At 54.6% G+C, this 26,524-nt stretch carries 19 protein-coding genes; 7 read left to right on the top strand and 12 right to left on the bottom strand.

All coding sequences use genetic code 11. From position 1 onward, the window contains the following. Positions 1 to 67: 67 nt before the first annotated feature. Both leuD and leuC read right to left on the bottom strand, forming a co-directional pair. A complete protein-coding gene (leuD, locus tag FHR99_RS02395; RefSeq protein WP_183408940.1) occupies positions 68 to 715 on the bottom strand; it encodes a 3-isopropylmalate dehydratase small subunit in 648 nt (215 codons plus the stop codon). Beyond that, entirely contained in the window at positions 712 to 2,148 is a 1,437-nt protein-coding gene (leuC, locus tag FHR99_RS02390; protein ID WP_183408939.1) for a 3-isopropylmalate dehydratase large subunit, read from the bottom strand. The genes leuD and leuC overlap by 4 nt, the downstream gene beginning before the upstream one ends. Before the next feature lie 136 nt (positions 2,149 to 2,284). Here leuC and FHR99_RS02385 point away from each other — a divergent pair, with 136 nt between their 5' ends. Beyond that, entirely contained in the window at positions 2,285 to 3,160 is an 876-nt protein-coding gene (locus FHR99_RS02385; protein WP_183408938.1) for a LysR family transcriptional regulator, read from the top strand. On the opposite strand, the gene FHR99_RS02380 is transcribed toward FHR99_RS02385, so the two are convergent. The 6 genes from FHR99_RS02380 to FHR99_RS02355 form a co-directional block, all read right to left on the bottom strand. After that, on the bottom strand, positions 3,126 to 3,710 hold the full coding sequence (locus FHR99_RS02380; RefSeq protein ID WP_183408937.1) for an NTP transferase domain-containing protein: 585 nt from the start codon (positions 3,708 to 3,710) through the stop codon (positions 3,126 to 3,128). The two genes, FHR99_RS02385 and FHR99_RS02380, sit on opposite strands and share 35 nt — an antisense overlap. Beyond that, the gene (locus tag FHR99_RS02375) at positions 3,707 to 4,660 is read right to left on the bottom strand and encodes an XdhC family protein (protein WP_183408936.1); all 954 of its coding nucleotides are present in this window, start codon (positions 4,658 to 4,660) and stop codon (positions 3,707 to 3,709) included. The genes FHR99_RS02380 and FHR99_RS02375 overlap by 4 nt, the downstream gene beginning before the upstream one ends. A gap of 71 nt (positions 4,661 to 4,731) precedes the next feature. Beyond that, on the bottom strand, positions 4,732 to 7,236 hold the full coding sequence (locus tag FHR99_RS02370) for a TonB-dependent receptor (RefSeq protein ID WP_183408935.1): 2,505 nt from the start codon (positions 7,234 to 7,236) through the stop codon (positions 4,732 to 4,734). Between the two features lie 225 nt (positions 7,237 to 7,461). Beyond that, complete coding sequence (locus tag FHR99_RS02365; RefSeq protein WP_183408934.1) at positions 7,462 to 9,951, bottom strand: TonB-dependent receptor; 2,490 nt, start codon at positions 9,949 to 9,951, stop codon at positions 7,462 to 7,464. A gap of 69 nt (positions 9,952 to 10,020) precedes the next feature. Beyond that, positions 10,021 to 12,522, bottom strand: coding sequence for a TonB-dependent receptor (locus tag FHR99_RS02360; protein WP_183408933.1), 2,502 nt, complete (start codon positions 12,520 to 12,522; stop codon positions 10,021 to 10,023). A gap of 151 nt (positions 12,523 to 12,673) precedes the next feature. Then, the gene (locus FHR99_RS02355; protein ID WP_343067338.1) at positions 12,674 to 13,132 is read right to left on the bottom strand and encodes a flavodoxin family protein; all 459 of its coding nucleotides are present in this window, start codon (positions 13,130 to 13,132) and stop codon (positions 12,674 to 12,676) included. 112 nt (positions 13,133 to 13,244) lie between these two features. On the opposite strand from FHR99_RS02355, the gene FHR99_RS02350 reads away from it, so the two are divergent. After that, positions 13,245 to 13,676, top strand: a complete 432-nt coding sequence (locus FHR99_RS02350) for a nuclear transport factor 2 family protein (RefSeq protein WP_183408931.1) — start codon at positions 13,245 to 13,247, stop codon at positions 13,674 to 13,676. Here the strand turns inward: FHR99_RS02350 and FHR99_RS02345 are convergent. Next, positions 13,673 to 14,812, bottom strand: a complete 1,140-nt coding sequence (locus FHR99_RS02345; protein ID WP_183408930.1) for a CaiB/BaiF CoA transferase family protein — start codon at positions 14,810 to 14,812, stop codon at positions 13,673 to 13,675. The genes FHR99_RS02350 and FHR99_RS02345 overlap by 4 nt on opposite strands. 145 nt (positions 14,813 to 14,957) lie before the next feature. On the opposite strand from FHR99_RS02345, the gene FHR99_RS02340 reads away from it, so the two are divergent. The 4 genes from FHR99_RS02340 to FHR99_RS02325 all read left to right on the top strand — a co-directional run bounded on the left by FHR99_RS02340 (position 14,958) and on the right by FHR99_RS02325 (position 22,728). Continuing rightward, complete coding sequence (locus tag FHR99_RS02340) at positions 14,958 to 15,983, top strand: NADP-dependent oxidoreductase (protein WP_183408929.1); 1,026 nt, start codon at positions 14,958 to 14,960, stop codon at positions 15,981 to 15,983. 58 nt (positions 15,984 to 16,041) lie between these two features. After that, positions 16,042 to 16,482: a lactoylglutathione lyase gene (gloA, locus tag FHR99_RS02335; protein WP_183408928.1), complete on the top strand. Its 441-nt coding sequence runs from the start codon at positions 16,042 to 16,044 to the stop codon at positions 16,480 to 16,482. Between the two features lie 155 nt (positions 16,483 to 16,637). Next, complete coding sequence (locus FHR99_RS02330) at positions 16,638 to 17,855, top strand: cytochrome P450 (RefSeq protein WP_183408927.1); 1,218 nt, start codon at positions 16,638 to 16,640, stop codon at positions 17,853 to 17,855. An 85-nt stretch (positions 17,856 to 17,940) separates the two neighbouring features. Next, positions 17,941 to 22,728: an NAD-glutamate dehydrogenase gene (locus FHR99_RS02325; RefSeq protein WP_183408926.1), complete on the top strand. Its 4,788-nt coding sequence runs from the start codon at positions 17,941 to 17,943 to the stop codon at positions 22,726 to 22,728. A gap of 7 nt (positions 22,729 to 22,735) precedes the next feature. On the opposite strand, the gene FHR99_RS02320 is transcribed toward FHR99_RS02325, so the two are convergent. Next, positions 22,736 to 23,335 (bottom strand): DUF924 family protein, encoded by a 600-nt coding sequence (locus FHR99_RS02320; protein WP_183410092.1) that lies wholly within the window; start codon positions 23,333 to 23,335, stop codon positions 22,736 to 22,738. A 115-nt stretch (positions 23,336 to 23,450) separates the two neighbouring features. Continuing rightward, a complete protein-coding gene (gene katG, locus FHR99_RS02315; RefSeq protein ID WP_183408925.1) occupies positions 23,451 to 25,628 on the bottom strand; it encodes a catalase/peroxidase HPI in 2,178 nt (725 codons plus the stop codon). A gap of 235 nt (positions 25,629 to 25,863) precedes the next feature. Between katG and FHR99_RS02310 the strand changes: the two genes are divergently transcribed. Further along, positions 25,864 to 26,217 (top strand): nuclear transport factor 2 family protein, encoded by a 354-nt coding sequence (locus FHR99_RS02310; RefSeq protein ID WP_183408924.1) that lies wholly within the window; start codon positions 25,864 to 25,866, stop codon positions 26,215 to 26,217. Positions 26,218 to 26,222: 5 nt separating this feature from the next. On the opposite strand, the gene FHR99_RS02305 is transcribed toward FHR99_RS02310, so the two are convergent. Then, the gene (locus tag FHR99_RS02305; protein WP_183408923.1) at positions 26,223 to 26,510 is read right to left on the bottom strand and encodes a hypothetical protein; all 288 of its coding nucleotides are present in this window, start codon (positions 26,508 to 26,510) and stop codon (positions 26,223 to 26,225) included. Between the last annotated feature and the right edge of the window lie 14 nt (positions 26,511 to 26,524).

The raw sequence follows: 26,524 nt of genomic DNA, 5'->3' as shown, positions 1-26,524 counted from the left end.
GGGGCAGGCGCGGATTTTAACAAAGCGCGCCGTGAAAAGCGCGCACCTTGCTCCGTCTGTTAACTATTTACGCCGAGCGGGAAAACAACCAGGGCGCTTCTTTACGGCGCTTTGCCTCGTACTCGCGAATGGCATCCGCCTGCTGCAGGGTAATGCCGATATCATCGAGACCATTGAGCAGACAGTGCTTGCGGCCACTTTCTACTTCAAAAGGAATCACTTCACCGGAAGGCGTGGTCACCGTTTGCGCTTCGAGATCAACATCCAGCTGATAGCCCTCGGTGGCATACATTTCCTGAAACAGGCGATCGACTATCTCGGCGCCCAGCGCGATGGGCAGAACGCCATTCTTGAAGCAGTTGTTGAAGAAGATGTCGGCATAGCTCGGCGCAATAATGCAGCGAAAGCCGTAGTCTTCCAGCGCCCACGGCGCATGCTCACGACTGGAACCACAACCGAAGTTCTCGCGAGCCAGTAATACCGAGGCGCCCTGATAGCGCGGGAAATTCAGCGGAAAATCTTTGTTCAACGGGCGATTGCTGCAGTCCTGACCGGGCTGCCCTTCGTCCAGGTAACGCAACTCGTCAAACAAATTAGGACCAAAGCCGCTGCGCTTGATGGATTTCAAAAACTGCTTGGGAATGATCATGTCTGTATCGACATTGGCGCGATCCATTGGCGCCACCAAACCTTTCAATTGGGTAAAGGGCTTCATGACTGCGCTCCTTCCAGAATTTCGTTCACATCGACAAAGTGACCCGCAACGGCAGCGGCTGCTGCCATGGCCGGGCTGACCAGATGGGTGCGACCACCAAAGCCCTGACGGCCTTCGAAGTTGCGGTTTGAGGTAGAGGCGCAATGTTCACCCGCACCCAATTTGTCGGAGTTCATAGCCAGACACATGGAGCAGCTCGGCTCGCGCCATTTCATACCCGCTTCCACAAAAATTTTGTCCAAGCCTTCGGCTTCAGCCTGACGCTTGACCAGACCGGAACCGGGCACTACCAGTGCCTCTTTGATAGTGGCGGCAATTTTGCGGCCTTTCACTACATCGGCGGCGGCGCGCAGGTCTTCAATACGCGAGTTGGTGCAGGAGCCGATAAACACGCGATCCAGCTTGATATCGCGAATCTTTTGGCCGGCCTTCAAGCCCATATATTGCAGGGCGCGCTCACAGGCAGACTTCTTAACCGGCTCAGAAAAATCATCGGGGCCCGGTACATTGTCGTTAATACTGGCAACCATTTCCGGCGAAGTTCCCCAGGTTACCTGCGGCAGAATGTCTTCTGCCTTAAGTTCAACCACTTTGTCGAACACTGCGTCGTCGTCGCTGTGCAGCGTTTTCCAATAGGCGACGGCCTTGTCCCAATCTTCGCCTTTCGGTGCGTAGGGGCGGCCTTCCACATACTTGAGAGTGGTCTCATCCACCGCCACCATGCCGACACGAGCACCGGCTTCGATGGCCATGTTGCAGATGGTCATGCGACCTTCCATCGAAAGATTGCGGATGGTGCTGCCGCCAAACTCAATTGCGCAACCGTTGCCACCGGCGGTGCCGATTTTGCCGATCACCGCGAGCACAATGTCTTTAGCCGTCACGCCGGGGCGCAGATCGCCGTCGACCTTGACGAGCATGTTCTTCATTTTGCGCTGGCGCAAACACTGGGTTGCCAGCACGTGTTCCACTTCAGAGGTACCGATACCGTGGGCAATCGCACCCAGCGCGCCGTGGGTCGCGGTGTGGGAATCACCACATACCACGGTCATGCCGGGCAAGGTTGCACCCTGCTCCGGGCCCACTACGTGGACAATACCTTGGCGCTCATCGTTGATCTTGAATTCCTCAATGCCGAATTCATCGCAGTTCTCGTCAAGCGTAACCACCTGCAGCTTGGAGACCGGATCAACAATGCCATCCACACCGTGAACCCGCTCTTCAACCGCCGACGGCACGTTGTGGTCGGGAGTCGCCAGATTGGCATCAATCCGCCAGGGCTTGCGGCCAGCCAGACGCAGACCTTCGAAAGCCTGTGGTGAAGTCACTTCGTGCACCAGATGACGATCGATATACAGCAAGGCATCGCCGTCATCGGTGATGGCGACGAGGTGATCGTCCCAGAGTTTGTCGTAGAGGGTTTTTCCGGCCATGGTCTGCTCCCGTTGGCGCCACATTATTCAACGCTGCACAGTCTACGCAGCAGCATACAATAAAACAAATTCATATTTTTTATATTTCTGATAACCTATTTTCATCTAAAGACCACCGCAAATCCGAGATCAGATTATGGATACCCAGAGCCTACGCGCCTTTGTAACCGTTGCCGAATGCCAGTCCTTTACCGAGGCTGGGGAGCTGCTGCACCTGACCCAGCCCGCCATCAGCAAGCGCCTTGGCAATCTGGAACAGCAACTGGAGCATCGTTTATTTGACCGCATCGGCCGCCGGGTTACGCTCACGGAAGCGGGTGAAGCCCTCCTCCCACAGGCGCGGGCGATACTGCTGGCCATGGCGAATGCCGAGCGTAGTGTTCGGGATCTGGATGGCAGCGTCGGCGGCAAACTGTCGATGGGCATTTCCCACCATATCGGCTTGCATCGCCTGCCGCCGGTACTGCGCTACTTTACGCGCACTTTCCCGGAGGTCAGGCTGGATATCGACTTTATGGATTCCGAGCAGGCCCATGACATGATCCTGCACGGGGAATTGGATCTCGCGGTGATCACCCTTTCGCCGGAGCAGGAGCCTAATCTCGAGTCCTTTGCAGTCTGGGAAGACCCTTTAACGGTGGCTACCGCGCTTGACCATCCATTGGCAAAACAAAAGACCGTTAGCTTGCAGGAATTACAGCAGCACACCGCCATCCCCCCCGGCCTGAATACCTACACCGGGCAGATTATCAAACGACTGTTTGATGAGGCGGGCCTGAAGATGGATATTGCGATGTCGACCAACTATATGGAGACCATCAAGGTTATGGTTTCCATTGGTCTCGGCTGGAGTATTCTGCCCGCCACCCTGATCGATGACAGTGTGAAAGCTCTGGAGCTAAAAGGTCAACGACTGAGCCGCACCTTGGGCTGCGTACACCACCGCAATCGCAGCCTGTCGAATGCCGCCGAAGCCTTTATTCGGGTGCTGAAAGAGCACCCTGATCAATAAGCTGCTGCAGTGCCTCCGGGGTGTCGATATCACAACAGATACCGCGGTCTGATACAGGTATCAGCTCCAGCGCCGAGTGATGCTCCTGCAAAACCGATTGCGCCCCGCCCTCACCATTTAGCGCCGCAAGCTCATCAAAGTAATCCCGACCAAAGACCACCGGGTGCCCCGACTGCCCCCGATAAGTCGGGCGACGCAAAGTGTTGGTCGATACACCCGCTGCCAGCTGTTTCAGTGTATCGCTGCACAGCAAGGGCAGATCCACAGGCAAAATCATTAACGCGTCGAAATCGTCACGCGTGCAGGCAACGGCCTCGGCAATACTGCCACCCATACCTTCAGCAGCGCGATCAAGCTCCAGAGCATAATTGAGTATTAGTGCGTCACCTCGTCGAACCGTAACGCGATAGGGAATTTGCGAGCGCTCGACCACTTCAAGCATATGCTCCAGCAAGGTCATCCCCGAAGGCAATTTCGCCAGCCGCTTATCGGAGCCAAAGCGGCGACTGGCACCGGAGGCCAGCAGCAGAACCCCAACCGTCCTCTTCACAATTTTCTCTGGGCCTTGAGTTGGACCAGCTCAGCTATGATGGCCACGGCAATTTCCATCGCGGATTTACTGCCAATCGGCAATCCTACCGGGGCATGCAGGCGAGCGATTTCTGATTCGGTCAGCTCCAGCATCAGCAAGCGTTCGCGGCGCTTGGCCGATGTGCGCTCGGAACCCAACGCCCCCACATAACTGGCCTGAGACCTGAGCGCTTCCATCAAGGCCATATCATCAATACGTGGATCGTGGGTCAGGGTGATAACAATGCTGTGAGGGTCATCCGCCCGCTCTCGGACCACGTCGTCCGGCATGGCGCAAACAGTCTCGACACCAACGACCGCAAACTGATCAATGCGATCCTGCCTTGGATCACACACGGTTACAGCGTAATCCATGGCGGTCGCCAGCTCAGAAATACAGCGCGCCAGCTCATTGGCTCCCACCAGCAACAGGTGCAGGCGCGGGCCGAAATCCTGCCGCACGCCACTGTCTTTTTTCTCAAGGGGTTCGGTCCGGTCGATTGACGATACCTGCCACCCCCCCTTATCAAGATCAACGACACGGCGAGTGCAACGCCGCTCCTGCAGCGCAGAAACAATACGTCCAATCGCTTCGCGATGACGCTCAAACAGAGGTTCAATCAAAACCTCAAGCCGACCGCCGCAGGGCAAACCCAGGCGCTCGTTTTCTTCCGGGGTGACGCCATAGGGGTGAACCAGCACCTGATCCGACGCTAGGTCTCCGGCCCTGACCCGCTGCAGTAGATCATCTTCAATACAGCCACCAGACAGCGAGCCAATCAACTCTCCCTCCGCCGAAACCCCCATCAGTGAGCCCAGCGGTCTGGGTGAAGCACCAACGGTTTTAACGATTGTGCACAGCCAGCAGCGCTCTCCGACGGCCAACCAGTCCAGAACCTTGCTTAACACAATTTCGTCTACTGTCTTCACAACACAACCTTCAGCTTTTTACAGGCAAAAAAAAACGCCGCATGAAGCGGCGTTATAGTGTAGCTGAGAACTCAGTACCAGCGGTAAACCGCTTGCAGGCCTATGCTGCGAGGACGAGCAACGAAGCCGTAGTGGTTAACCGAACCGAAGATACTGTTGGCCAGCGGGGTGTCGTTGGCATAGTTAACGACTTCCTCGTCAGTCAGGTTCTTACCGACCAGCGCCAGCTCCCAACCATCTTCGAAGTCAGACAGCGCAAGACGACCATTGATCATCGCGTAGCCATCCTGCTCCTGAGTCGGATCCAGGTTCTGGGTGGGGTTGTAGTCGTCAGTGAATACGATGTCCAGACCGCCACGGAACTCGAGGCTATCAGCAACCGGAGTGGTGTACACCAGACCGATGTTGCCCGAGAAATCAGCTACGTACTGGTTGGTTTCGCCGGTGAAGTCACACAGGCGGTCACCGTCAGGATCCTGACCGTTACGCACTTGAACGTGGTTACACTGACCGTTTTTAAAGTCGGTGAATTCGAAGTCGAGGAAGGCCAGCGCGCCGGTCATCATCAACTTCTCAGTGATCGCCAGACGACCATCCAGTTCCAGACCCATGGTCTCAGCTGCACCGGCGTTACCCACGTTAAAGCCCAGAGTACCGTCGAAGATACTGATTTGCAGATCGTCGAACTCGGTATAGAACATGGCGATATTCAGCTCAGCCGCGCCATCCAGCAACGTCGTCTTAGCACCGATTTCATAGCTAGTAGACTTTTCCTCTTCGTAGGCAAAGCTACCAATGATCGTCGGTGGGTTTTGTACGTTGCCCGGATCTGGGTTGTTTGCAGCCGGAGAACCGTTGGAGCGCGCATCAAAACCACCGGACTTGAAGCCCTTGCTCCAAGTAAAGTAGCTCATGCCCCAGTCGGAGAAATCCCACTGCAGGTTAACCGATGGCGAGAAATTGCTCTCGTCACGCTTGCCTTCCAAGTTATGGCGCTCAGCGGAGAAGTTTATGGCAACAACGCTGTCAACCTCACCGTTCGGCAGACGCTCTCCGGTTTTGTTGTTTTCAAAATCTAAGCTTCGACTACCCTCTTTGGTCTCACTTGAGTAACGACCACCTACATTCAAGCGCAAAGTGTCACTTAGATTGAACGTCAGCTGCAGGAAGGTTGACCAGAGCTCTGTATCAGTCGTGAACTCTCTAGGCGTACCGAGGTCGCGAATTTCATCACCCGCATCTCCAGCACCATCCTGAATACGCCCACGCGAACCGGGCGGCGGACCAATAGCATCCGCAAAGTTAATCAGGTCAGGCAATACATTGCTCGTCACCAGAATGGAGTCGTAGAAGTCTAGCTCGCTCTTGTGAAGATACAAACCACCAATGTATTCCACAAAATTACCGACTGGCGACGCAATGCGGAACTCCTGGCTGATCTGGGTGTATTCTTCCTCGAACTCTACTTTGAACAGTTCTGCGCCGGTGAAGTCACAGTCACACAACTCTTCGTACTCATAGGACATGATGCCTGTGATTGCTGTAAGGGTATGCTCGCCCCAAGCGTAATCCAGATTCATCGTGAAATTTTGAGTATCGTTGTTGCTGAAATCACCATTTGAAGAGCGCTTATAGTCCAACTCATTGTTTAATACAGATGAATCAGACGAGATGCTAACTCCAACACCGGGAGCAAGCGCAGCGTTAGTGTTGAAAAGAATTTCACTGTAATTCCGACCGCCATCACCATTCACATCCGGGCCGAATGCTGAATTACCGAACACTGGGCTGGTGGAGTTCTGGTCATTGATGATCTCAATCTGACGACCGGTAACATCAAACTTGCCGACCTCGAACTTGAACATGGCTTGCAGGTCATCGGTCGCTGCCCAGTCCAGGATCAAGCGCGCAGTGCCTTCGTCACGCTCAGGCTCATCCTGATCCAGGGTCAGGTTTTCGATGTAGCCATCCATGTCACGCTTACGGATCGCCAGACGGGCACCCAAGCGATCGGTGAGCGGGCCAGACAGTACAACGTCAATAGTACGTTCGCCATGGGTCGGCTCGTAAAGACCGGAGACCATGCCTTCGAATTCCATACCCGGACGCTGGGAGTGGAGACTCAAAGCACCGGCTACGGAGTTCTTACCGAACAGGATATTCTGCGGTCCACGCAGAACTTCCACCCGGGCAAGGTCAAGGAAAGGAGCACGGGACAGCTGTGCACGACCATAGCTGACGCCGTCAAAGTACATACCAACCGACTGCTCAAAACCCTGATTGATACCAGAACCAATACCACGCACGTAAATATTAGTACCGATACCGGTCTCAGACATGGTCAGGTTGGGAACGTAGGCCTGCAGATCTTCGATCTTATCGATGCCGGCTTCCATCATTTTCTCACCGGACACCGCGTTAACCGACACAGGTACATCCTGCAGGCTCTCGGCACGCAGTGTGGCCGTGACTATCACCTCTTCGAGCACCGCTGCGGCCTGAACGCTGCCAGCGGCAATACCCGCTACCAGCGGCAACAGGGCTACGCCGTGCCGAAACCTCGGTTTATTTCTCATTGCTTCCTCCCGGACTCACTCGTTATGAGCAGTTTTATTGAGTGTTACTTTGTAATTCGGTGGTCGTGCTACTGATAGTTAGACTATTAGCTGAGTTTAGACAATTTTTTACAGTTTTCATGTACATAAAGCCAATATGGAATATTTATGTGGACTATTGCCTTCACAAATAGGTGTTAACCCCTACTAGCGCTGCAAAACTGGTCACGAAATCACCAAAACACATTACCAGCGGTAGCCAAATTGCAGGGCGACACTGCGCGGCGCCTCTAAAAATCCATAATGGCCCTTGTTGCCGAAAATCGTATAGGCCGTGGGTGTATCACTGGCGTACATGACAATTACTTCGTCGGTCAGGTTTTTGCCCACCAGGGCCAACTCCCAGGTCTTGTCGATGGCTGCGATCCCTACCCGACCGTTAAACTTCACGTAGCCATCCTGCTGCACGATCGGATCGAGATTTTGCGCCGGGTTATAGTCATCCGTAAATATCGCGTCCAGCGACAAGCCAATACCCACCTCCGTGCTGATGGGGCGAATATAGGTCAGCACCAGATTTCCTGCAAAATCGGCGACGTATTGGTTGGTTTTGCCGGTGTAGTCGCAGTTTATCCCGTCCGGTGCCGTAGGCTCCTGCCCCGCCAGACACTGGCCATTTTGAAAATCATCAAACTCGAAATCAAGAAAAGCCAAGGCACCCGCCAGCATCAGGTATTCGCTAAGCTGAATCCGGCCATCCAGTTCCAAGCCTTGGGTCGTGGCGCTCGCGGCATTGCCCACATTAAAACCCAGCGTCCCGTCAAAAATACTGACTTGCAGGTTATCGAACTCAGTACGAAACAAAGCCGCGTTTAGTTCAGCTGCCCCGTCGAGTAAAGTGGACTTAAAGCCCAGCTCCAGACTGGTCGCTTCTTCTTCCTCGTACTCGAACGTACCAATCAACACCGGCCGTCCTTCCGGCCTCGCAGGGTTGGGCGCCGCACCGGGCGGCAGAGGGACGGGCTCCGCAGACGGAGACGCATTGGAGCGCGCGTCATAACCACCCGACTTGTAGCCGCGACTCAAGGTGGCGTAAGCCATCACATCGTCAGTGGCATCCCACTGAAGATTGATCAGCGGCGAGAATTGCGACTCATCGCGACTGCCCTTCAGGTTATGTCGCTCGGCAGCAAAGCTGACGGCAGCCACCGTATCGGTTTCGCTGAAAGGCCGCACGTTGTAATTCAAATCGCCGAATTCAAAATGCCGCGAGCCCTCCTTACTCTCAATGGAATAACGGCCACCCAAGGTCACTCGAACCGTATCCGTCGCATTCCAGGTAGATTGCAGAAACACCGAGTACAGTTCGGAGTCGCTGCTGAAATATCGCGGTGAGGTCAAATTGGCAATCGCATTACCCGCGTCGCCAATACCCGCCACTTCTTCCGGCGAGCCACCCAGCGGGTTCGGGTCATTGTCGCCGCGGGCACCGCCTTCTGTCGCGTCAGCGGCATTTAACAACTGAACAATCAGGTTGGAGTCGACGATGATGCTGTCAAAAAATTCCAGTTCGCTTTTTTGATAATAAAAGCCGCCAATAAACTCAAAATCTTCGCCCGCAGGTGAAATCCAGCGCAGTTCCTGGCTGATCTGGCGATAGTCTTCCACCAGCGACACCTTAAAGCCCTCGGCACCAGTGAAGTCGCAGTCACACAGGTCATCGTAGTCATAGGCCATATACCCGGTGATCGAGGTAAAGGTGTGATCACCGCGAACCCAGTCAGCGTTAATCGTCAGGTTTTCCGTATTGTTGATACTGAAGTCACCGTTAGAGGAGCGCTTGTAGTCCTGAAAGTTATTCAACACCGAGGAATCCGCATCGATATTGATCACCTGCCCCGAGGGGTCACGAGTGTTATCCAGAATCTGGCCATGGGTCCGGCCTTCAAACAGCGGATTGGTACTGTCCGAGGGGAAATCATCGATAATTTCAGCCTGTCGCCCGGTAACATCAAAGCTACCCAACTCCCCTTTTACGCTGACAGTCAGCGCATCCGTTGCATCCCACTGCAATTTGAGGCGATAGGTTGCCTCGTCATAGGCTGGCTCATCCCGATCCAGTGTCAGGTTTTCCATAAACCCGCCGTAGTTTCGAAGGCGAGCCGAAAAGCGATACCCCAGCGTGTCACTGATGGGGCCGGACAAAATCAAATCGAGAATTTCTTCTTCAAAACGCGGTTCGTAAGTGGCCGACACCGAGCCTTCAAACTCCTCACTAGGACGCGAGGTGACAATACTGATGGCACCGGCAATGCTGTTTTTGCCGTAGAGAATATTCTGCGGACCACGCAGCACTTCTACCCGCGCCAGATCCAGAAACGGCGCTCGCGCTAACTGTGCACGACCGTAGTAGATGCCATCCACATACATGCCGACGGACTGCTCAAAACCCTGATTAATGCCAGAACCAATACCGCGAATGTAAATCGACGTGCCGATGCCGTTTTCAGTCATCGTCAGGTTGGGAATATAGGCCTGCAGGTCTTCAATTTTATTCAGGCCTGCAGACATCAGCTTTTCACCGGAAATCGCACTGACCGATACCGGCACATCCTGTAGGGATTGCTCGCGCAACTGGGCCGTGACAATGACCTCCTCCAATACGGCCCGGCGCTCCTGAGCACCGGCCGCAGCCGCAACGAATAGCAGCGACGCCACCCAACGTCCTTTTTTCATACCGCCTCTCCGAACTTTGTCATTATTGTGTGGAGCACAGTGTAGAACGATAGTATGGAAGCCCTCCGGTTACCAGCGGTAGCTGAACTGAAGGGCTACAGTTCGCGGCGGATTCACAAAACCGTGATGCGTCGCCGCCTCAGTAATGGTGTACGCGGTAGGCGCATCAACACCGTAGACAATAATGACTTCATCACTAAGATTTTTACCGAGCAGCGCCACTTCCCAATCACCGGCTATATCGGACAGTGCCAGTCGTGCGTTGTACACCACATAACCATCTTGCTTGATCCGGTCATCAAGGTTAGGCGACGGGTGATACTCGTCAGTAAAAATCGCATCGACATTGGCACGCACTATCAGGCTATCCAGCACCGGACGCTCATAGGCCAGCAGTATGTTACCGGAGTAATCGGCAACGTACTGATTGGTTTTGCCACTGTAATCACAGTTGATGCCATTGGGACTATTAGGGGTCTGCCCCTGAATACAGGTACCGGCCAGATGGTCGACGAATTCGAAGTCCAGAAACGCCAGACCGGCCATCAGCATCAGGTTTTCGGTCAGCCCCACTCGACCATCGAGTTCCAGACCTTGAGAAATTGCGCTCGCGGCATTGCCCACGTTAAAGCCCAGTGTTCCGTCAAACACACTCACTTGCAGGTCATCAAATTCGGTTCGAAAAAGCGCTGCATTCAGTTCGGCAACCCCGCCAAACAGAGTCGACTTCACCCCCAGCTCATAACTGGTGGCCTCTTCTTCTTCGTACTCAAAGGTACCGATTAGCACCACCTGATTGGGAGTCGCTGCATTCGGGTTGCGCGGTGTTGGTTCGGCACTCGGCGACGCATTGGAACGCGCATCAAAACCGCCGGATTTAAAGCCGCGACTGGCGGTAAAGTACGCCATGGCATCATCAGAGAAATCCCACTGCACATTGATTAGTGGTGCAAACTGGGTCTCTATCCGCTTGCCTTCGAGATCGTGTCGCTCCGCTGCAAAACTGACCGCCGCTGCGGTATCGGATTCACCGATGGGGCGAATACTGAAATCCGGGAAGGCAAATTCCAGCTTGCGACTGCCCTCTTTCTTCTCCCAGGTTAGGCGTCCGCCAAAGGTCAGTCGTACATCCTGAACCACGTTCCAGGTCGCCTGCATAAAGGCTGAGGCCATGGTGGAATCACTGTGGAAGTCACGCGGTGAGCGGAAGTTGCGAATGGCGTTACCCGCATCACCGATACCAGCGACTTCTTCCGGACCACCGATGCCGCCCGGATCGAAATCACCGCGAGCACCGCCTTCCGTTGCATCCGCCGCGTTCACTAGATCGGGGATGATATCCGAGTCCACACGAATGGAGTCGTAGAAATACAGTTCGCTGTAGTGCAGATAGGCGCCCGCAATATACTCCCAGGATTCGCCAACCGGTGAGATCCAGCGAAACTCCTGACTGAACTGCTTGTAGTCCTCAAGCAAATCGAGTTGAAACAGCTCGCCACCGGTAAAGTCACAGTCGCAATACTCGTCGTAGTCGTAGGCCATGTAACCGGTGATAAACGAGAACTGACTCCCGTCGCGGTACCAGTCAACGTTCAAGGTAATGTTCTGTGTATTGTTATCGCTGGTATCGCCATTGGAATGTCGCTTGTAGTCAGCCTCGACATTCAGCACGCCCGGGTGAGAATCAATCGTGACAACTCCGGGCACATTGGTATCGTTAAGGATCTCGCCATAGGTACGCCCGCTAAAAAACGGCACGTCTGACACAGAAGGCGAATCGAAGATAATTTCCGAGTGACGCCCTACAACGTCAAAACTGCCATGTTCCAGCTTGAGTGAGGCGACGACGTCATCACTCGCATCCCACAGGAACTTCAGTCGGTAGGTGCGCTCTTCACGGTTGGGCTCATCGCGATTACCCAGCACAAGATTTTCTATATGACCATCGTAGTCTCTAATCCGTGTGGCAAAGCGGTAGGCGAAGGTATCTGTGATTGGCCCAGACAAAACGCCATCAAGAATTCGCTCGCCGACTTTACCTTCCCAGGTCGCTTGCAAATACCCCTCGAATTCCTGCGTTGGCTTGGCGGTCGAGATGTTGATCGCCCCGGCAATACTGTTTTTACCAAGCAGAATATTCTGGGGGCCGCGCAGTACTTCTACCCGGGAAAGATCAAGAAAAGGAGCCCGAGCCAACTGGGCGCGACCGTAGGAAATACCGTCGACATACATGCCCACTGACTGCTCAAAGCCCTGATTTTCGCCGGAGCCGATACCGCGAATATAGATATCCGTACCAATACCGGACTCAGACATGGTGAAATTGGGGACATACGCTTGAAGGTCTTCGATGCGAGACAGGCCGGCTTCCATCATCTTGTCGCCGCTGATGGCACTCACGGAGACCGGCACATCCTGTAGACTCTGTTCACGAAGTTGGGCCGTAACCACCACCTCTTCGAGAACGGCGGCGGCAAAAGAGGCCGAAGATGCTGCAGAAAGACAACCAAAGATAACCAGCTTTGCCAGTCGGTTCGCCCGCACTGGCGCTACGCTGCGCAGTTCTCGCATGTTCTACCCTTATTATTATCGGCTGCGGCTGAGCTCAACCGTTTGCAACCCGTAACCTATGCTGAATCGCCCATGTGGACGCCGAAAACATCCGGATGATGCTGGTTTTCGAGGGTGAATTCAAGCTTTTACGGTCAGAATGGCAGACCGATTAGAAAATCCCCATGCCCAAACCCGCAGCAAAGCTCAAGCCCAGATCACTCGCCGCCTCAAGGTGCTCCGCCGAGGGCTCACCGCGAACAATCAGAGGCTCTGCCGCCGCCTTTAAAGGATAGCCTTTGACGATGCGCTCAAGCTGCCTCACCGCACCGCTGCCGTCGTTTCCACAACTGACGATCAACATATAGGGCCGTGCCAGCGAGCCCGGATCACAGGGGTAGTAGGTGCGGTCAAAAAAATCCTTCATACCGCCGGACAGATAGCCGAAATTTTCCGGCGTGACAAACAACACGCCATCGCACGCGCGAAGGTCATTGGCATCGGCCTCCATAGCGCGCTTCAGCTCAACAGTAACCCCCTCTTCGGCTGCTGCACCGCTGGCCGCAGCCTCCGCGAGCGCCTGAGAGCTGCCAGATTGGGTGTGGTAGACAATGAGTAAGGCTTTCAACACGTATCCCCGTTCAGGCTCCATTCGGACGATTTCACCAAGGTGCAGTTGCGCCGTATACTGACCGACCTCATATTTCCACTAATAAAAATCGACGACACTGCAAGGTATTCTGATGTCTGCCACCCACGATATTCAAGCCAACAAAGCCCTGCTAACTGAGTTTCAGAAAACGCTGGCGCAGCGCCTTCGCGGTGAGCCTGCGGACATACGGGCCTATTTTCATAACGATATCGCGTGGCATTTCCCCAAGTCGACCGCCGAAGCCGCGAGTGGCAGCGATCATTACGGAATAGATGCGGTCATGGCTATGTTCGGTGACGACGTGGGGCAGTTCTACCAGCAGGACACCATGACCTTTCACTACCACGCCATAACCGCCGAGGAAGATCGCGTACATCTGCACTTCAGCCTGGAGGCAAAAACCGCGACCGGCGAAGATTACTACAATGACTACCAGAGTCTGTTTCGCATGGCCGACGGCAAGATTATCGAAGTCTGGGAATACTTCGATACCGCCTACCTGTTCAGCCTCTTTACCCTCTAGCCAGCGGTGCTGACAACGCCATTGGCAATCAGCTCTCGCTGATCCTGCTCACTGTAGCCCAATTCAGTCAACACCTCGCCACTGTTGGCACCGACAGCGACGGCATCCCCTGGCTCACCGCCATCCGTGCGACTGAAGCGCGGCGCCGTGCGCGGCTGCCAAACCCCGTTGCGCTGAACAATCGAATTGCGCGCCCGGTGGTGCGGATGATCCTTTAACTCGCCTGCGGCCAACACCGGCGTGACACAGGCGTCACAGTCCGCAAACAGCTCTGCCCACTCGTCGCGAGTGCGTGTGGCGAAAACCTCGGCAAAACGCTCTTTCATCGCCGGCCACTGTTCCATGTCGTATTGATTCGGTAGCGAGTCGGCCAGCCCTAAGCGCTCAACCAGCACCTGATAGAACTGGGACTCCAACGCGCCCACGGCGAGGTACTTGCCGTCTGAGGTCTCGTAAACCTCATAAAAAGGCGCTCCCCCGTCAATCATGTTGGTGCCCCGCTCACCCCAGTAGCCCGTCTGATAGGCGGAGAACAGACTCGTCATTAAGAGTGACGCCCCATCAACCATCGCGGCATCGACGACCTGCCCTTTACCCGAGGTTTTCGCTTCGAGCAGCGCGCAAACCATGCCGAAGGCAAGCAACATACCGCCGCCACCAAAATCGCCGACGAGATTAAGCGGAATGGCGGGTTTTTCACCGGCCCGGCCCATCGGCTCAAGGGCACCGGCCAACGCAATGTAGTTGATATCGTGACCAGCTCGATTGGCCATCGGCCCTTCCTGCCCCCAGCCAGTCATGCGCCCGTAAACCAGCTTCTGGTTGAGCGCGAGACAGTCATCGGGGCCAAGGCCATATTTTTCCAGCACACCTGGGCGAAAACCTTCAAGAAAGCCATCAGCTCTGGCGACCAGTTTTTCCACCAGGGCCACCGCGCCCTCTTTTTTGAGATCAATGCAGATGCTGCGCTTGCCACGGTTGAGAAAATCCAATTCCGTCTGATTGGCAAACATCGGGGTTTCGGGCCGGTCGATCCGTATAACATCGGCCCCCATATCCGCCAGCAACATAGCGGCAAAAGGTCCGGGGCCAATACCGGCAATTTCCAGTATCCGAATTCCTGAGAGTGGTCCCATCCACAAGACTCCTGTGACTAAAAACGTAAAACGCGCGTCGGGCAAACACCTTACCTGACGGAAATGTTATTTGAATAATGGCCGTGCTAGTGTTTCTGGCAATTCATACCCCAGTATTATCGAAAAAGCCTACGGAATAAAAACAATGAGTGAAAAAAACCGCCAATGGATTTTTAACGAACGCCCAAAAGGTTTCGTCAGTGACAGCACCTTTCGCTATCAGGAAGCCCCGGTCCCGCAGCCGAACCTCGAAGCCGGAGAAGTTCTGGTTAAAACTCTCTACCTGAGTTTCGACCCCGCCATGCGCGGCTGGATGGACGACAAGCCAAGCTACTTGCCGCCGGTCGAACTCGGCACACCGATGCGTGCATCTGGTATTGGTCAGGTGGTTGCGTCACAGCGCGACGATTTGCCAGAAGGCACGTTGGTGATGGGCTTTATGAACTGGCAGGACTACTCCCTCTACGACGCCAATAGCGCAGGTAGCCTCAGCGCCCTGCCAGCGGGCACCCCGCCGGCTATGGCCCTGTCTGCCTTTGGTGGCACCAGCATGACGGCCTACTTCGGTCTACTCGATGTCGGCCAGCCCAAAGCCGGAGAAACAGTGCTCGTTTCCGGCGCAGCCGGCGCTACCGGTTCGGTTGTCTGCCAGCTGGCCAAGCTCAAAGGTTGCCGTGTCATTGGCATCGCCGGCGGCAAGGAAAAATGCGATTGGCTGAAAGCCGAATGCGGCGTCGATGACACCATTGATTACCGCAGCGAAGACGTTGGCGAGCGACTGGCTGCACTGGCTCCCATGAGCATTGATCTCTTTTTTGACAATGTGGGCGGCGAGATTCTGGAAGCGGCTCTGGACCAAATGGCAGATCACAGCCGCATTGTGCTGTGCGGTGCCATTGCCGGCTACAACGACAGCGAGCCGAGCCCCGGCCCCCGCAACCTGATGAACATTATTGCCCGCCGTATACGGATGGAAGGCTTTATCATGCTCGACTATCTGCATCGCATTGAAGAGTTTCAGAGCGAGTTTGGAACCTGGGTTCTGGAAGGCAAAATCAAAACCCGCGAAGACATTCAGGAAGGCTTCGAAAATATCCCCGCAACACTCCACCGCCTCTTCGAGGGCCGCAATCAAGGCAAACAATTGCTAAAACTGGCTGATCCGGTTTGACACTCGGGAAGGCTGGCACTAGTTTTCCAGCTTTCCACCGAATCACGCCGAGGCCAACATGAAGTATCTGCACACCATGGTTCGCGTCAGCGATATCGACGCGAGCCTGAATTTCTACTGCGATCTGCTGGGGATGAAGGAAATCTCCCGCTACGATAACGACAAGGGCCGCTTTACTCTGATTTTCCTCGCCGCACCGGATGATGAAGAGCAGGCCCAGAAAGAAAAACGCCCCACCCTCGAACTGACCTACAACTGGGATCCGGAGAGCTATTCCGGGGGCCGAAACTTTGGCCACCTAGCCTTTCTGGTCGAGGATATTTACGCACTCTGCGACAAACTCCAAAAAGGCGGCGTCACCATCAACCGTCCACCGCGTGATGGCCATATGGCTTTTGTGCGCTCGCCCGACAACATCTCCATTGAGCTGTTGCAGAAAGGCGACGCCCTGCCCCCTAAAGAACCCTGGCAGTCGATGCCCAATAGCGGTGAGTGGTAGCGAGGCTTTCCGGCAGCATCAGCATTAAGAAAATTTCATGGGCAAAACGGTTTCTGGGCTGACTTTCTGGACCGGCGGGATTGCAAAACTAATGGTCATTAGTCAGTATCAAGGCAGCACTAAAACCAATAACACCTGCCTGCACGGAGACCGCCATGAGCTGCCCGCACCTGAACCTCCTTGACCCCGACACCTACAAAGACGGGATACCGCACGAGCACTTTGCCCAGTTGCGAAACGAGCGCCCGGTTTACTGGCAGGAAGACCCCATCACTAACGTGGGCTACTGGGTGGTCAGCAAATACGACGATCTGCAGTATATTTCGAAGCACCCTGAGATATTCTCGTCCGCGGCTCGCACGGCGCTGTCCAATGAAATGACCGACGAAGAAGTGGCCATGCAATCCATGATGATTCTGAACATGGATCCGCCTGATCATCTGAAATACCGCCGCATCGTTAACAAGGCGTTTATTCCTCGCGTGGTCGAGGCCAAATTGACCCATATCCGCGAAATGGCGAAAGCCATCATCGACAAAGTCGCACAACGGGGCGAGTGCGAATTTGTCTCTGAAGTCGCCGCCGAACTGCCCCTGCAGGTGATCTGCGAGTTGATGGGCGTGGCCCAGGAAGATCGTCATATGATCTTCCATAACACCAACGTGATGATCGGCGCCGATGACCCGGACCTGTCTACCTCGGCCGAGGAAGGCATGGCAGCCGCCGCCGAAATTTACACCTATGGCTACAAGATTCTCGAAAACCACCGCGCCAACCCCGGCGACAACCTGGTAGATATGCTGGTAACAGGCACCGTCGACGGTGAACAGTTAACTGACGATGAATTTGCCCAGTTCTTCCTGATGCTGCTGGTAGCCGGCAATGAAACGACCCGTACGGTCACCGCCAACGGCATGAAACTGCTGATCGAGCACCCGGACCAGCTGCAGGAACTGGTGGAAAACCCCTCACTGATTCCCAATGCCGTGGAGGAGTTTCTTCGCTACGAACCGGCAGTCATGCAATTCCGTCGCACGGTCATGCACGATGTCGAGCTTGGCGGCCAGCAAATGCGCAAAGGCGACAAGGTTGTGATGTACTACACCTCAGCCAACCGCGACGAAGATTATTTTAGCGACCCCAACCGCTTTGATATTCACCGCAGCAATGCCAAGGAACATCGATCCTTCGGCATTGGCGAACATTTCTGCCTAGGCTCTCACCTTGCCAGGCTGGAATTGAATGTGATGTTTGAGGAATTGATTCCACGATTGCGCAACCCCCGCTTTGCTGACAAGCCAAACTACATGCGCTCCAGCTTTCTCAACAGCATGAAGACCCTGCACATCACCTTTGACCCAGAGCCCGCCTAAGCGCGGGCCCTGCCTCACCAAATGAGGTTGAAATCGCGGCGTCTTCTACTAAGCTCATGCTGTGGAAGACATTTTTGGGCACGCGATGAAATCACCTCTGAGCAAGCTGCACACCTATATCCGCAAAACTGTCTCCTCAAAAAGGGAACAGCAACAGCTCATCCGGATCGCCGACCGGTATTGGGATGTTATCGACCAACAGGAGCTGAAGCGGCGCACCGGCGCTGAGCTGTTTCAGATTACCCAGCACCACCTCGATCTCGCTGCCACCCGGCGCAATAACAGTGTAAAACTTGAGATCACGGAAGATGAAAGCCGTGGCACCCTATTATTTGAAATGGTCGCCACAGACACTCCTTTTATCTTCGATTCCATCTCAAATCTGGTTTACGACTGCGGCTACAACCTCCTCCAATCCAACCACCCCATACTCTGGGTCAAGCGCGATGGCCGCGGGCGGCTACAGAGCATTACGGCGTTGGATAAAAAAGATCAGGGGAAAACCGACTATCAAGCGGAATCCTTTGTCCGCTACGAATTGGAACCCACCGCAAACGCCCTACCGCCAAACAAACTCAAACAACGGGTTAAGGAAACTCTGGCTAATATTCAGGTGGTTGTGGACCATTGGCAGCCGATGCGTGAAAAAACCCACGAGCTCCGCGAGTATTATCAGAACAGCAAAGCGCCTTTGAAACCCCGCGCCCGTCGTCAGGTCACCAATTTTCTGGGCTGGATAGCCGAAAACAATATTACCTTTATCGGCTATGTGAAATTGAATTTGCTGGAGCGCGACGGCAAACCGTTTCTGCAAGCGGTTCCCCAATCCCGTCTCGGCCTGAAACTCGACACCGCCCCTTGGGAACATATCCGTGATAGCGAAGAACGACAGCAGACGCTGGAGCGTTATCTCAACAGCAGCCGCGTGCTCACCATTACAAAATCCACCGATATCTCGCCCGTGCGCCGCTTTGTGCCCATGGATTACATTGCCATCAAGGACTACGACGAACAGGGCAAGCTGATCGGCGAACACCGTTTCTTTGGGCTGATGACACGCGCTGCGTACAACAGTCGCGCACTGGATATTCCGCTGCTGGCAGATCGCATCAAAGCGGTCATGGATATGGCGCATTTTCCTGCGGGCAGTCACAACGCCAAAATGCTGCTGCAGATTCTGGAAACCTTTCCTCGGGACGAGCTGTTCCAGAGCAGCACCAAAGGGCTCTACCGCACGTCGATGGGCATACTGGCGATTGAAGAACATAATCGTGTGCGAGTATTCAGTCGCGCCGATCCCTTCCAGCGCTACTACTCCATTCTGGTCTATATCCCGAGAGAACATTACAGTCAGCAGGTCCGCGAGCGCATTCAGAATGTGGTGTCCACCGCACTGAACGCCGCCAGCTGTGAATTCAATATTTTCTTCACTGATTCGCGGATGGCGCGCCTGCAATTAATCGCCCGTCTGCAACCGGATTCACCCTTGCGCGTTGACAGCGAATCACTAGAATCGCTCGTCGCCGGGATCACAGAAAGCTGGCACAGCCGCCTTAAAACTCTGATCTACGAGCGCTACGATCGCAAGCAGGCGCAAGCCATTTACCGTTATTACGCTGACGGTTTTTCCGCGGCCTATACCGCCAAAACGCACCCGGAAAAAGCACTCTCTGACATCGAACATCTGGAGAAACTACATCGCGCCGAAGAACCCGTTTCCGTTCGCCTTTACCGGGATATTTCACGACTCGAAAACCGTGTCGAGCTGCGCTGTTACTTTAAAAGTCAGCCCCTGCCGCTGTCTGATGTTCAGCCACGGCTAAACAATCTTGGCTTGCGACTGTTATTGGAAGACCTCTATCCCGTCGCCGCAGCCGATGGCACCTGTTACTGGGTGCAGGACTTCCGCGCCCAGATGGCGGTAAATGTGAATCAGGTGTTCTGGAATGATTCCAGCCACTTTGAGGAAGCCTTTGTTGCCATTCACCAGGACTACTGCGACGACGATGAGTTCAACCGCCTGCTCGTTAGCGCAGACGTTAACTGGCGTGAGGCCGCCCTGCTCCGCGCTTATTGTCGGTATCTGAAACAGCTGGGCAACAACTTCGAACAACAATATTTGAGTCGCCTGCTCGTGGAAAACGGTAGTCTCGCACGGCTGCTAATTGACCTGTTTCATGCCCGCTTTTCACCTCAGGTAAAAGACCGCGACACTCGCTGTCAAAAGCTGATAGAGCAGTTGCATATCGGTTTGGAAAGCGTACAGAGTCTGGATGCCGATCGCCTTATCCGGTCTATCAAGCATCTGATACTGGCGACCTTGCGGAGCAACTTTTTTCTGGAGGATCAACAATCCGTTTACGTGTTTAAATTTTCCCCGCGCGATATTCCGGAAGCCCCAGCCCCGCGCCCACGCTACGAAATCTGGGTCCATTCACCCAAGGTCGAAGCGGTTCATCTGCGCGGAGACAAGGTTGCACGCGGTGGCTTGCGTTGGTCAGATAGGCCGGAGGATTTCCGCACCGAAGTGCTCGGGCTTGTGAAATCGCAGATGGTAAAAAATGCGGTAATCGTGCCTGTCGGCGCCAAGGGTGGTTTTGTCTGCCGTGACCTGCCGGCGCAGGGAGATCGCCAGGCGATTCAGGACGAAGTGATCGAGTGCTATAAAACCTTTATTCGCGCCATGCTGTCCATCACCGATAATCTGGTGAAAAATAAGGTCACCCGCCCAGACAAGCTGGTCTGTCACGACGATGATGACCCCTATCTGGTCGTTGCCGCCGACAAAGGCACTGCCACCTTCTCCGATATAGCCAATAGCATTTCAGCGGAATTTGATTTCTGGATTGGCGATGCCTTCGCGTCCGGCGGTTCCAACGGCTATGACCACAAGAAAATGGGCATAACCGCTAAAGGTGCCTGGGAAGCCGTCAAACGGCACTTCCGCGAACTCGGCAAGGACATCCAGCGCGAGGATTTCAGCGTACTTGGTATCGGTGATATGGCGGGCGATGTATTTGGCAACGGCATGTTGCTGTCCAAGCATATCTGTCTGAAAGCAGCCTTTAATCACCTGCATATATTTATCGATCCCAACCCGAACCCCGAGACGACCTGGAAAGAACGGGAGCGCCTGTTCAAATTGCCCCGCTCCAGCTGGGAGGATTACGACAAGCGCCTGTTGTCTAAAGGCGGCGCGCTGTATTCACGCAAAGAAAAAAGCATTTCCCCCAGCCCCGAAGCCTGTGAATCACTCGGCCTGGAACCCGGCAATTACACCCCGGATGAGCTGATTCATGCGCTGCTCAAGGCACAGGTCGACCTGTTATGGAATGGCGGTATCGGCACCTACGTCAAAGCGGAGACGGAAACTCACCAGCAAGTCGGCGACCGCGCGAATGACGCCATTCGCGTCAACGGCAGCGAACTGCAATGCGCCGTTGTCGGCGAAGGCGGCAATCTCGGTCTAACCCAAGCCGGTCGCATCGAATACTGTCGACACGGCGGACGCTGCAACTCTGACTTTATCGACAACTCCGCGGGCGTCGATTCCTCGGATAACGAAGTTAACATCAAAATTCTGCTTAACCAGATTGTCGCTGAGGGCAGACTCAAACAGAAAGAGCGCAATCAATTGCTGCGCCGCATGACCTCGGCCGTTGAACACAATGTGCTGCGCAACAATTACTTGCAGACACAGGCCATCAGTATGCTGTCCATGCAGGCCCCGGAGCGGCTCGGCGAACAATCTGAACTGATTCGTATACTGGAGCGCGACGCAGGGCTCGACCGCAAGCTGGAAAACCTGCCCGACGAAAAAGGCCTGCAAACAAGGCGCTCTGCGGGGGAAGGTCTTACCCGGCCGGAACTGGCTTGCCTGATGTCCTACGCAAAAATCCACATCAACAAGCTGCTGCTGAATTCCTCGGTACCGGAAGATCCCTACCTTGCTCAGGAATTAGTGCACTATTTCCCGCCGCTACTGGTGGAAAAGTTCGAAAAGCAGATTCCGAAACACCGACTGTGGCGGGAAATCATCTGCACGGTCATTACCAACAGCCTGGTAAATCGCATGGGCAATGCCTTTGCCCACCGGCTCAACGATGAACTGGGCAACAGCTTTGAGGATATGGCCCGAGCCTACACCATCGCTAGGGATCTATTCGGTTTGCGCGATCTCTGGAAGGAACTGGAAACTCTGGATAACCAGATCGACGCAAGTTTGCAGCTGAAAATGATGCTGGAAACTCGCCGTCTGATCAAACATGTCACCCTCTGGTTGCTGAACAGCAAGCTGCCGCTGACCGATATTCGTTCACTGATCGACCGTTACCAGCCGGAAGTTCAGCTGCTGGCAGATAACATTGATCGCTACCTGAGCCGAGATGAGGTCAACCTGCTCAACGATAAACTTCAGCATTACCAAAGCGAGGGGGTTCCGGAATCATTGGCCCGTCGAGTCGTTACGCTCAAGGCCCTTTACGCCGCCCCGGACATTACCTGGCTCAAGGAGCAGACTCAGGCGGATGCTGAGCTGGCGGCCACCCTGTATTTTCAGCTGGCAGATTCACTGGAAATCACGTGGGTACGACGCCAAATTGAACAGCTTGAGGCGGAAACCCGGTGGCACGCCCTCGCCCGCAATGCCTTGCGCGACGATCTGTATCAACGACACCGCGATTTGTGTGCGCGCGTGGCAGGCGAGATCAAACGCAAGGGCGACCCGGTGAAAGAAATTCAGGGCTGGGTGGAACAACACAGCGTGCAAACCGACTATCTGCGAGACTTGATCGCCGAAGTGCGCAGTGGTCAACAGGCAGACTATATGAGTCTATCCGTTATTCTGCGTCAACTTGGACGTCTGGCTGCCTGATCTGAAGTCAGAAAGACGAACCCGGTTGCCGCAGAAAGGCAATTTCTTCTGGCGTCGAATCGCGGCCGAGAACGGCATTGCGATGGGGAAAGCGTCCAAAGCGCGCGATGATGTCGTAGTGACGACGCGCAAAGTCATAAAAATTATCAAACAACGGGCGCAAAGGCGGGGCTGATTCATCTCGCAGGCGCGCGAATTGGCGCATGGACTCCTCCTGATCACTGATCGACTCAGAGTGCTCCAACGGCAAATAAAAAAACACCCGCTCTATCGGCCTCAACAATGAATCCACGTTCTGCGCCAAACCTTCTCGACACCAGCGTAAGGCTAGAGAGTCCTCCGCAAAGGCCTCGGGCTTGTCGCGATAGATATTGCGCCGGAACTGGTCAATCAGAATAATTGCGGCCAAGCGCCCTTCCGGTTGTTCCAGCCAGTGTGTCAGGCTACCCGCACTGGCTTGCTCAACCCGATGGGAAAACTTGGCCCAGATCAGATGGTCGTTGTCCTCAGATTTTCCCCACCACAGCTGGCTGAATTCGGCCGCCACCTGACCATCATCAGCTGACTCGCCAAACCAGAAACTGAGTACATATTGCCAGTCATCTATCAGGTCGTTCACTGTCGAACAGCCCTCACAGGGAAAACCGCAGTATAGCGCGTTCCCGCGACCGGAATTGAGCGACAGCGCTCAACCCGCTCGGTTTCCCCGGTAAGACAGGCGTTCAGGCAATATCGAAGCGATCCAGATTCATCACCTTGTCCCAGGCGGCAACAAAGTCTTTAACAAACTTCTGATTCGCGTCCGAACTGGCGTACACCTCCGCCAAAGCTCGCAACTGAGAATTGGAACCGAACACCAAATCCACCCGGCTGGCTCTATATTTCACCTTGCCGGTTTTACGATCGACACCTTCATATTCCGTGCGTTCCTCTGAGGTCGGCTTCCATTCCGTACTCATATCCAGCAGCTTCACGAAAAACGTATTGTTCAGCACACCGGTCTTGGATGAAAACACGCCGAGCTTTTTATCACCGGCGTTGGTACCGAGAGCCCGCATACCGCCAACCAGCACAGTCATTTCCGGCGCAGTCAGGGTCAGCAATTGCGCCCGATCAACCAGCAGCGCTTCCGCTTTGGCCGCGTAGCGACCGCTTTCATAATTACGGAAGCCATCAGCGATGGGTTCTAACACCTCGAAGGCCTCTACATCCGTCTGCTCCTGGCTCGCATCCATACGCCCGGGCGTAAACGGCACAGTGACTTTCACACCCGCCTTGAGAGCAGCCTCTTCTACGGCAGCGCACCCACCGAGCACGATCAGGTCCGCCAGCGAAATCTTTTTGCCACCTTTGGCCTTTTTGTTGAAGTCGACCTGAATCCCTTCCAGCACTTTCAGGACTTTCTTCAGTTGAGCGGGTTTGTTCACCGCCCAATCTTTCTGGGGCGCCAGTCGAATTCGCGCGCCATTGGCACCACCCCGCTTATCGGAACCGCGAAAGGTCGAGGCTGAAGCCCATGCCGTTGACACCAGCTGGCTTACGGTCAGCTTGGAATCGAGAATGGTTTTCTTCAGCTCTGCGATATCTTTTTTCGTGACCAGCTTGTGGTCTAGCGCCGGAATCGGGTCTTGCCAGATCAACTCCTCCTTCGGCACTTCAGGACCGAGGTAGCGAGCGCGCGGCCCCATATCCCGGTGGGTCAACTTGAACCAGGCACGGGCAAAGGCTTCCTCAAACGCTTTCGGGTTTTCCAGGAAGTGTCTCGAGATCTTTTCAAACCCTGGATCAAAACGCAGGGTGAGATCCGTCGTCAGCATGGTGGGCTTGTGCTTTTTCGAGGGGTCGTGGGCATCGGGAATAATCGCGGGAGCATCTTTAGCCACCCACTGCTTGGCACCTGCAGGCGAGGTGGTCTGCTCCCACTCGTAGTTGAACAGGTTTTCTAGGTAGTTGTTGCTCCACTGCGCAGGCGTGGTCGTCCAGGTGACTTCGAGACCGCTGGAAATGGTATCGGTGCCGTGTCCGCTGCCGTAATTACTGGCCCAGCCGAAACCCTGCTGCTCCAGATCCGCGCCCTCTGGCTCAGGCCCCTTATGGGCCTCGGGCGCTGCACCGTGACATTTACCGAAGGTATGGCCACCGGCGATTAGCGCGACTGTTTCTTCGTCGTTCATGGCCATGCGACCAAAGGTATCCCGAATATCCTTGGCGGCAGCCATATAGTCACCACTGCCATTGGGGCCTTCCGGGTTTACGTAAATCAGCCCCATATGGGTGGCACCAAACGGTTGCTTGAGGTCGCGGTCACCGCTAAATCGCTGATCATCGTCCAACCAGCCCATTTCTGAACCCCAGTTCACATCCTCATCGGGCTCCCAGACATCCGCCCGACCGCCTGCAAAGCCGAAGGTCTTGAAGCCCATTGACTCCAGCGCCACATTGCCCGCGAGAATCATGAGGTCAGCCCAGGAAATTTTATTGCCGTACTTCTGCTTGATCGGCCACAACAAACGACGTGATTTATCGATGTTCACATTGTCTGGCCAGCTGTTGAGCGGGGCAAAACGCTGCTGGCCACGGCCACCACCACCCCGACCATCGGCGATACGATAAGTCCCGGCGGCATGCCAGGCCATACGAATAAACTGCGGGCCGTAGTGACCGAAATCTGCCGGCCACCAGGGCTGGGAATCCGTCATCAGGGCAGTGAGATCTTTTTTGAGTGCCTTGTAGTTCAGGCTCTTGAAGGCCTTGGCGTAGTTGAAGGAGTCCCCCATGGGATCGGATTTGTTCGAGTGTTGATGCAAGAGCTCCAGTCGTAGCTGATTGGGCCACCAGTCACGGTTGGTCTGGCCCACTCCGGCGGTATGATTGAACGGACATTTGCTTTGCTCTGCCATCGTATCTCTCCATGGGTCATTGTTGTCTGTCTCTGCCTGATGCTTTGGTCTACTCACAGACAAATGCTGCGCGCAGCCGCATTTATTTCGAGTCTAGTAAAAAACTTTTACCGTCGCTGTGTGCAGATTTCGCCAAACCTGAGCTTGCATACGTGCCAGTCAGGCTGGCCGATTTCGCTATTTTGGTGAATTGGAGGCGTCTCTATACTGAAGTGAACCATCAGAGGAAGAAGACATGGAAAATACCGATAAGATTGCTGCCGTACACCGCTACGTCGAGGCTTTTGCCAGCGGTGATATGAATATTATTCGAGATTTGTATGCCGAAGATGCAACGGTCGAAGACCCGGTAGGCTCTGACATCCACAAGGGCATGGAGGCAATTGTTAAGTTCTACGAGCCCAGCCTTGGCAAAATCAAGCTGAACCTGTCAGGCGACCCGCGTTGCGCCGGCGATGAGGTAGCTTTCCCCTTTCAGGTCGATGCCTCCGGTATGACCATTGATGTCATTGACGTGTTCAAATTCAACGCCGACGGCAAGGTCTGTTCAATGCGAGCCTTCTGGGGCCCTGAGAATATGAAGTCCTGAGCGCGCTAGCGCGGTACAGCCTCGTACACAGTATTAAAAAACAGGGCGCCGCGCTTAACCAAAACATTTATGGTCTCACTGCCCTGGCAATCTGCCAGCTTGGCGATTAAATATTGTCCATTCTCGGTGCGAACCGTCGTGTGATAGACAGTATCCGTTGCCCCAGCCAACTGCTCACACCGAACAATCGTGCCAAGCTGGGATTGCAATACTTCACCCGTTTTCATGTAGCACAACACGCCGTAGGCAATCAGAATCAGCATGCTGCCTATCAGTGAGTAACGTAAGCTCATCGCCTCATTTATTC

Origin of the sequence: Litorivivens lipolytica, assembly GCF_014191715.1 — a bacterium.
Taxonomy (GTDB): Bacteria; Pseudomonadota; Gammaproteobacteria; order Pseudomonadales; family Spongiibacteraceae; genus Litorivivens; species Litorivivens lipolytica.
The sequence above is the reverse complement of the archived record's forward strand: the minus strand, read 5'-3'. Positions and strand labels throughout refer to the sequence as shown.

Coding starts and splice junctions, on each gene's coding strand:
- FHR99_RS02360 (WP_183408933.1), bottom strand. CDS start 12,522: ATGCGAGAACTGCGCAGCGTAGCGCCAGTGCGGGCGAACCGACTGGCA.
- FHR99_RS02385 (WP_183408938.1), top strand. CDS start 2,285: ATGGATACCCAGAGCCTACGCGCCTTTGTAACCGTTGCCGAATGCCAG.
- FHR99_RS02325 (WP_183408926.1), top strand. CDS start 17,941: ATGAAATCACCTCTGAGCAAGCTGCACACCTATATCCGCAAAACTGTC.
- FHR99_RS02340 (WP_183408929.1), top strand. CDS start 14,958: ATGAGTGAAAAAAACCGCCAATGGATTTTTAACGAACGCCCAAAAGGT.
- gloA (WP_183408928.1), top strand. CDS start 16,042: ATGAAGTATCTGCACACCATGGTTCGCGTCAGCGATATCGACGCGAGC.
- FHR99_RS02365 (WP_183408934.1), bottom strand. CDS start 9,951: ATGAAAAAAGGACGTTGGGTGGCGTCGCTGCTATTCGTTGCGGCTGCG.
- FHR99_RS02310 (WP_183408924.1), top strand. CDS start 25,864: ATGGAAAATACCGATAAGATTGCTGCCGTACACCGCTACGTCGAGGCT.
- leuC (WP_183408939.1), bottom strand. CDS start 2,148: ATGGCCGGAAAAACCCTCTACGACAAACTCTGGGACGATCACCTCGTC.
- FHR99_RS02370 (WP_183408935.1), bottom strand. CDS start 7,236: ATGAGAAATAAACCGAGGTTTCGGCACGGCGTAGCCCTGTTGCCGCTG.
- leuD (WP_183408940.1), bottom strand. CDS start 715: ATGAAGCCCTTTACCCAATTGAAAGGTTTGGTGGCGCCAATGGATCGC.
- FHR99_RS02345 (WP_183408930.1), bottom strand. CDS start 14,812: ATGGGACCACTCTCAGGAATTCGGATACTGGAAATTGCCGGTATTGGC.
- FHR99_RS02330 (WP_183408927.1), top strand. CDS start 16,638: ATGAGCTGCCCGCACCTGAACCTCCTTGACCCCGACACCTACAAAGAC.
- katG (WP_183408925.1), bottom strand. CDS start 25,628: ATGGCAGAGCAAAGCAAATGTCCGTTCAATCATACCGCCGGAGTGGGC.
- FHR99_RS02350 (WP_183408931.1), top strand. CDS start 13,245: ATGTCTGCCACCCACGATATTCAAGCCAACAAAGCCCTGCTAACTGAG.
- FHR99_RS02305 (WP_183408923.1), bottom strand. CDS start 26,510: ATGAGCTTACGTTACTCACTGATAGGCAGCATGCTGATTCTGATTGCC.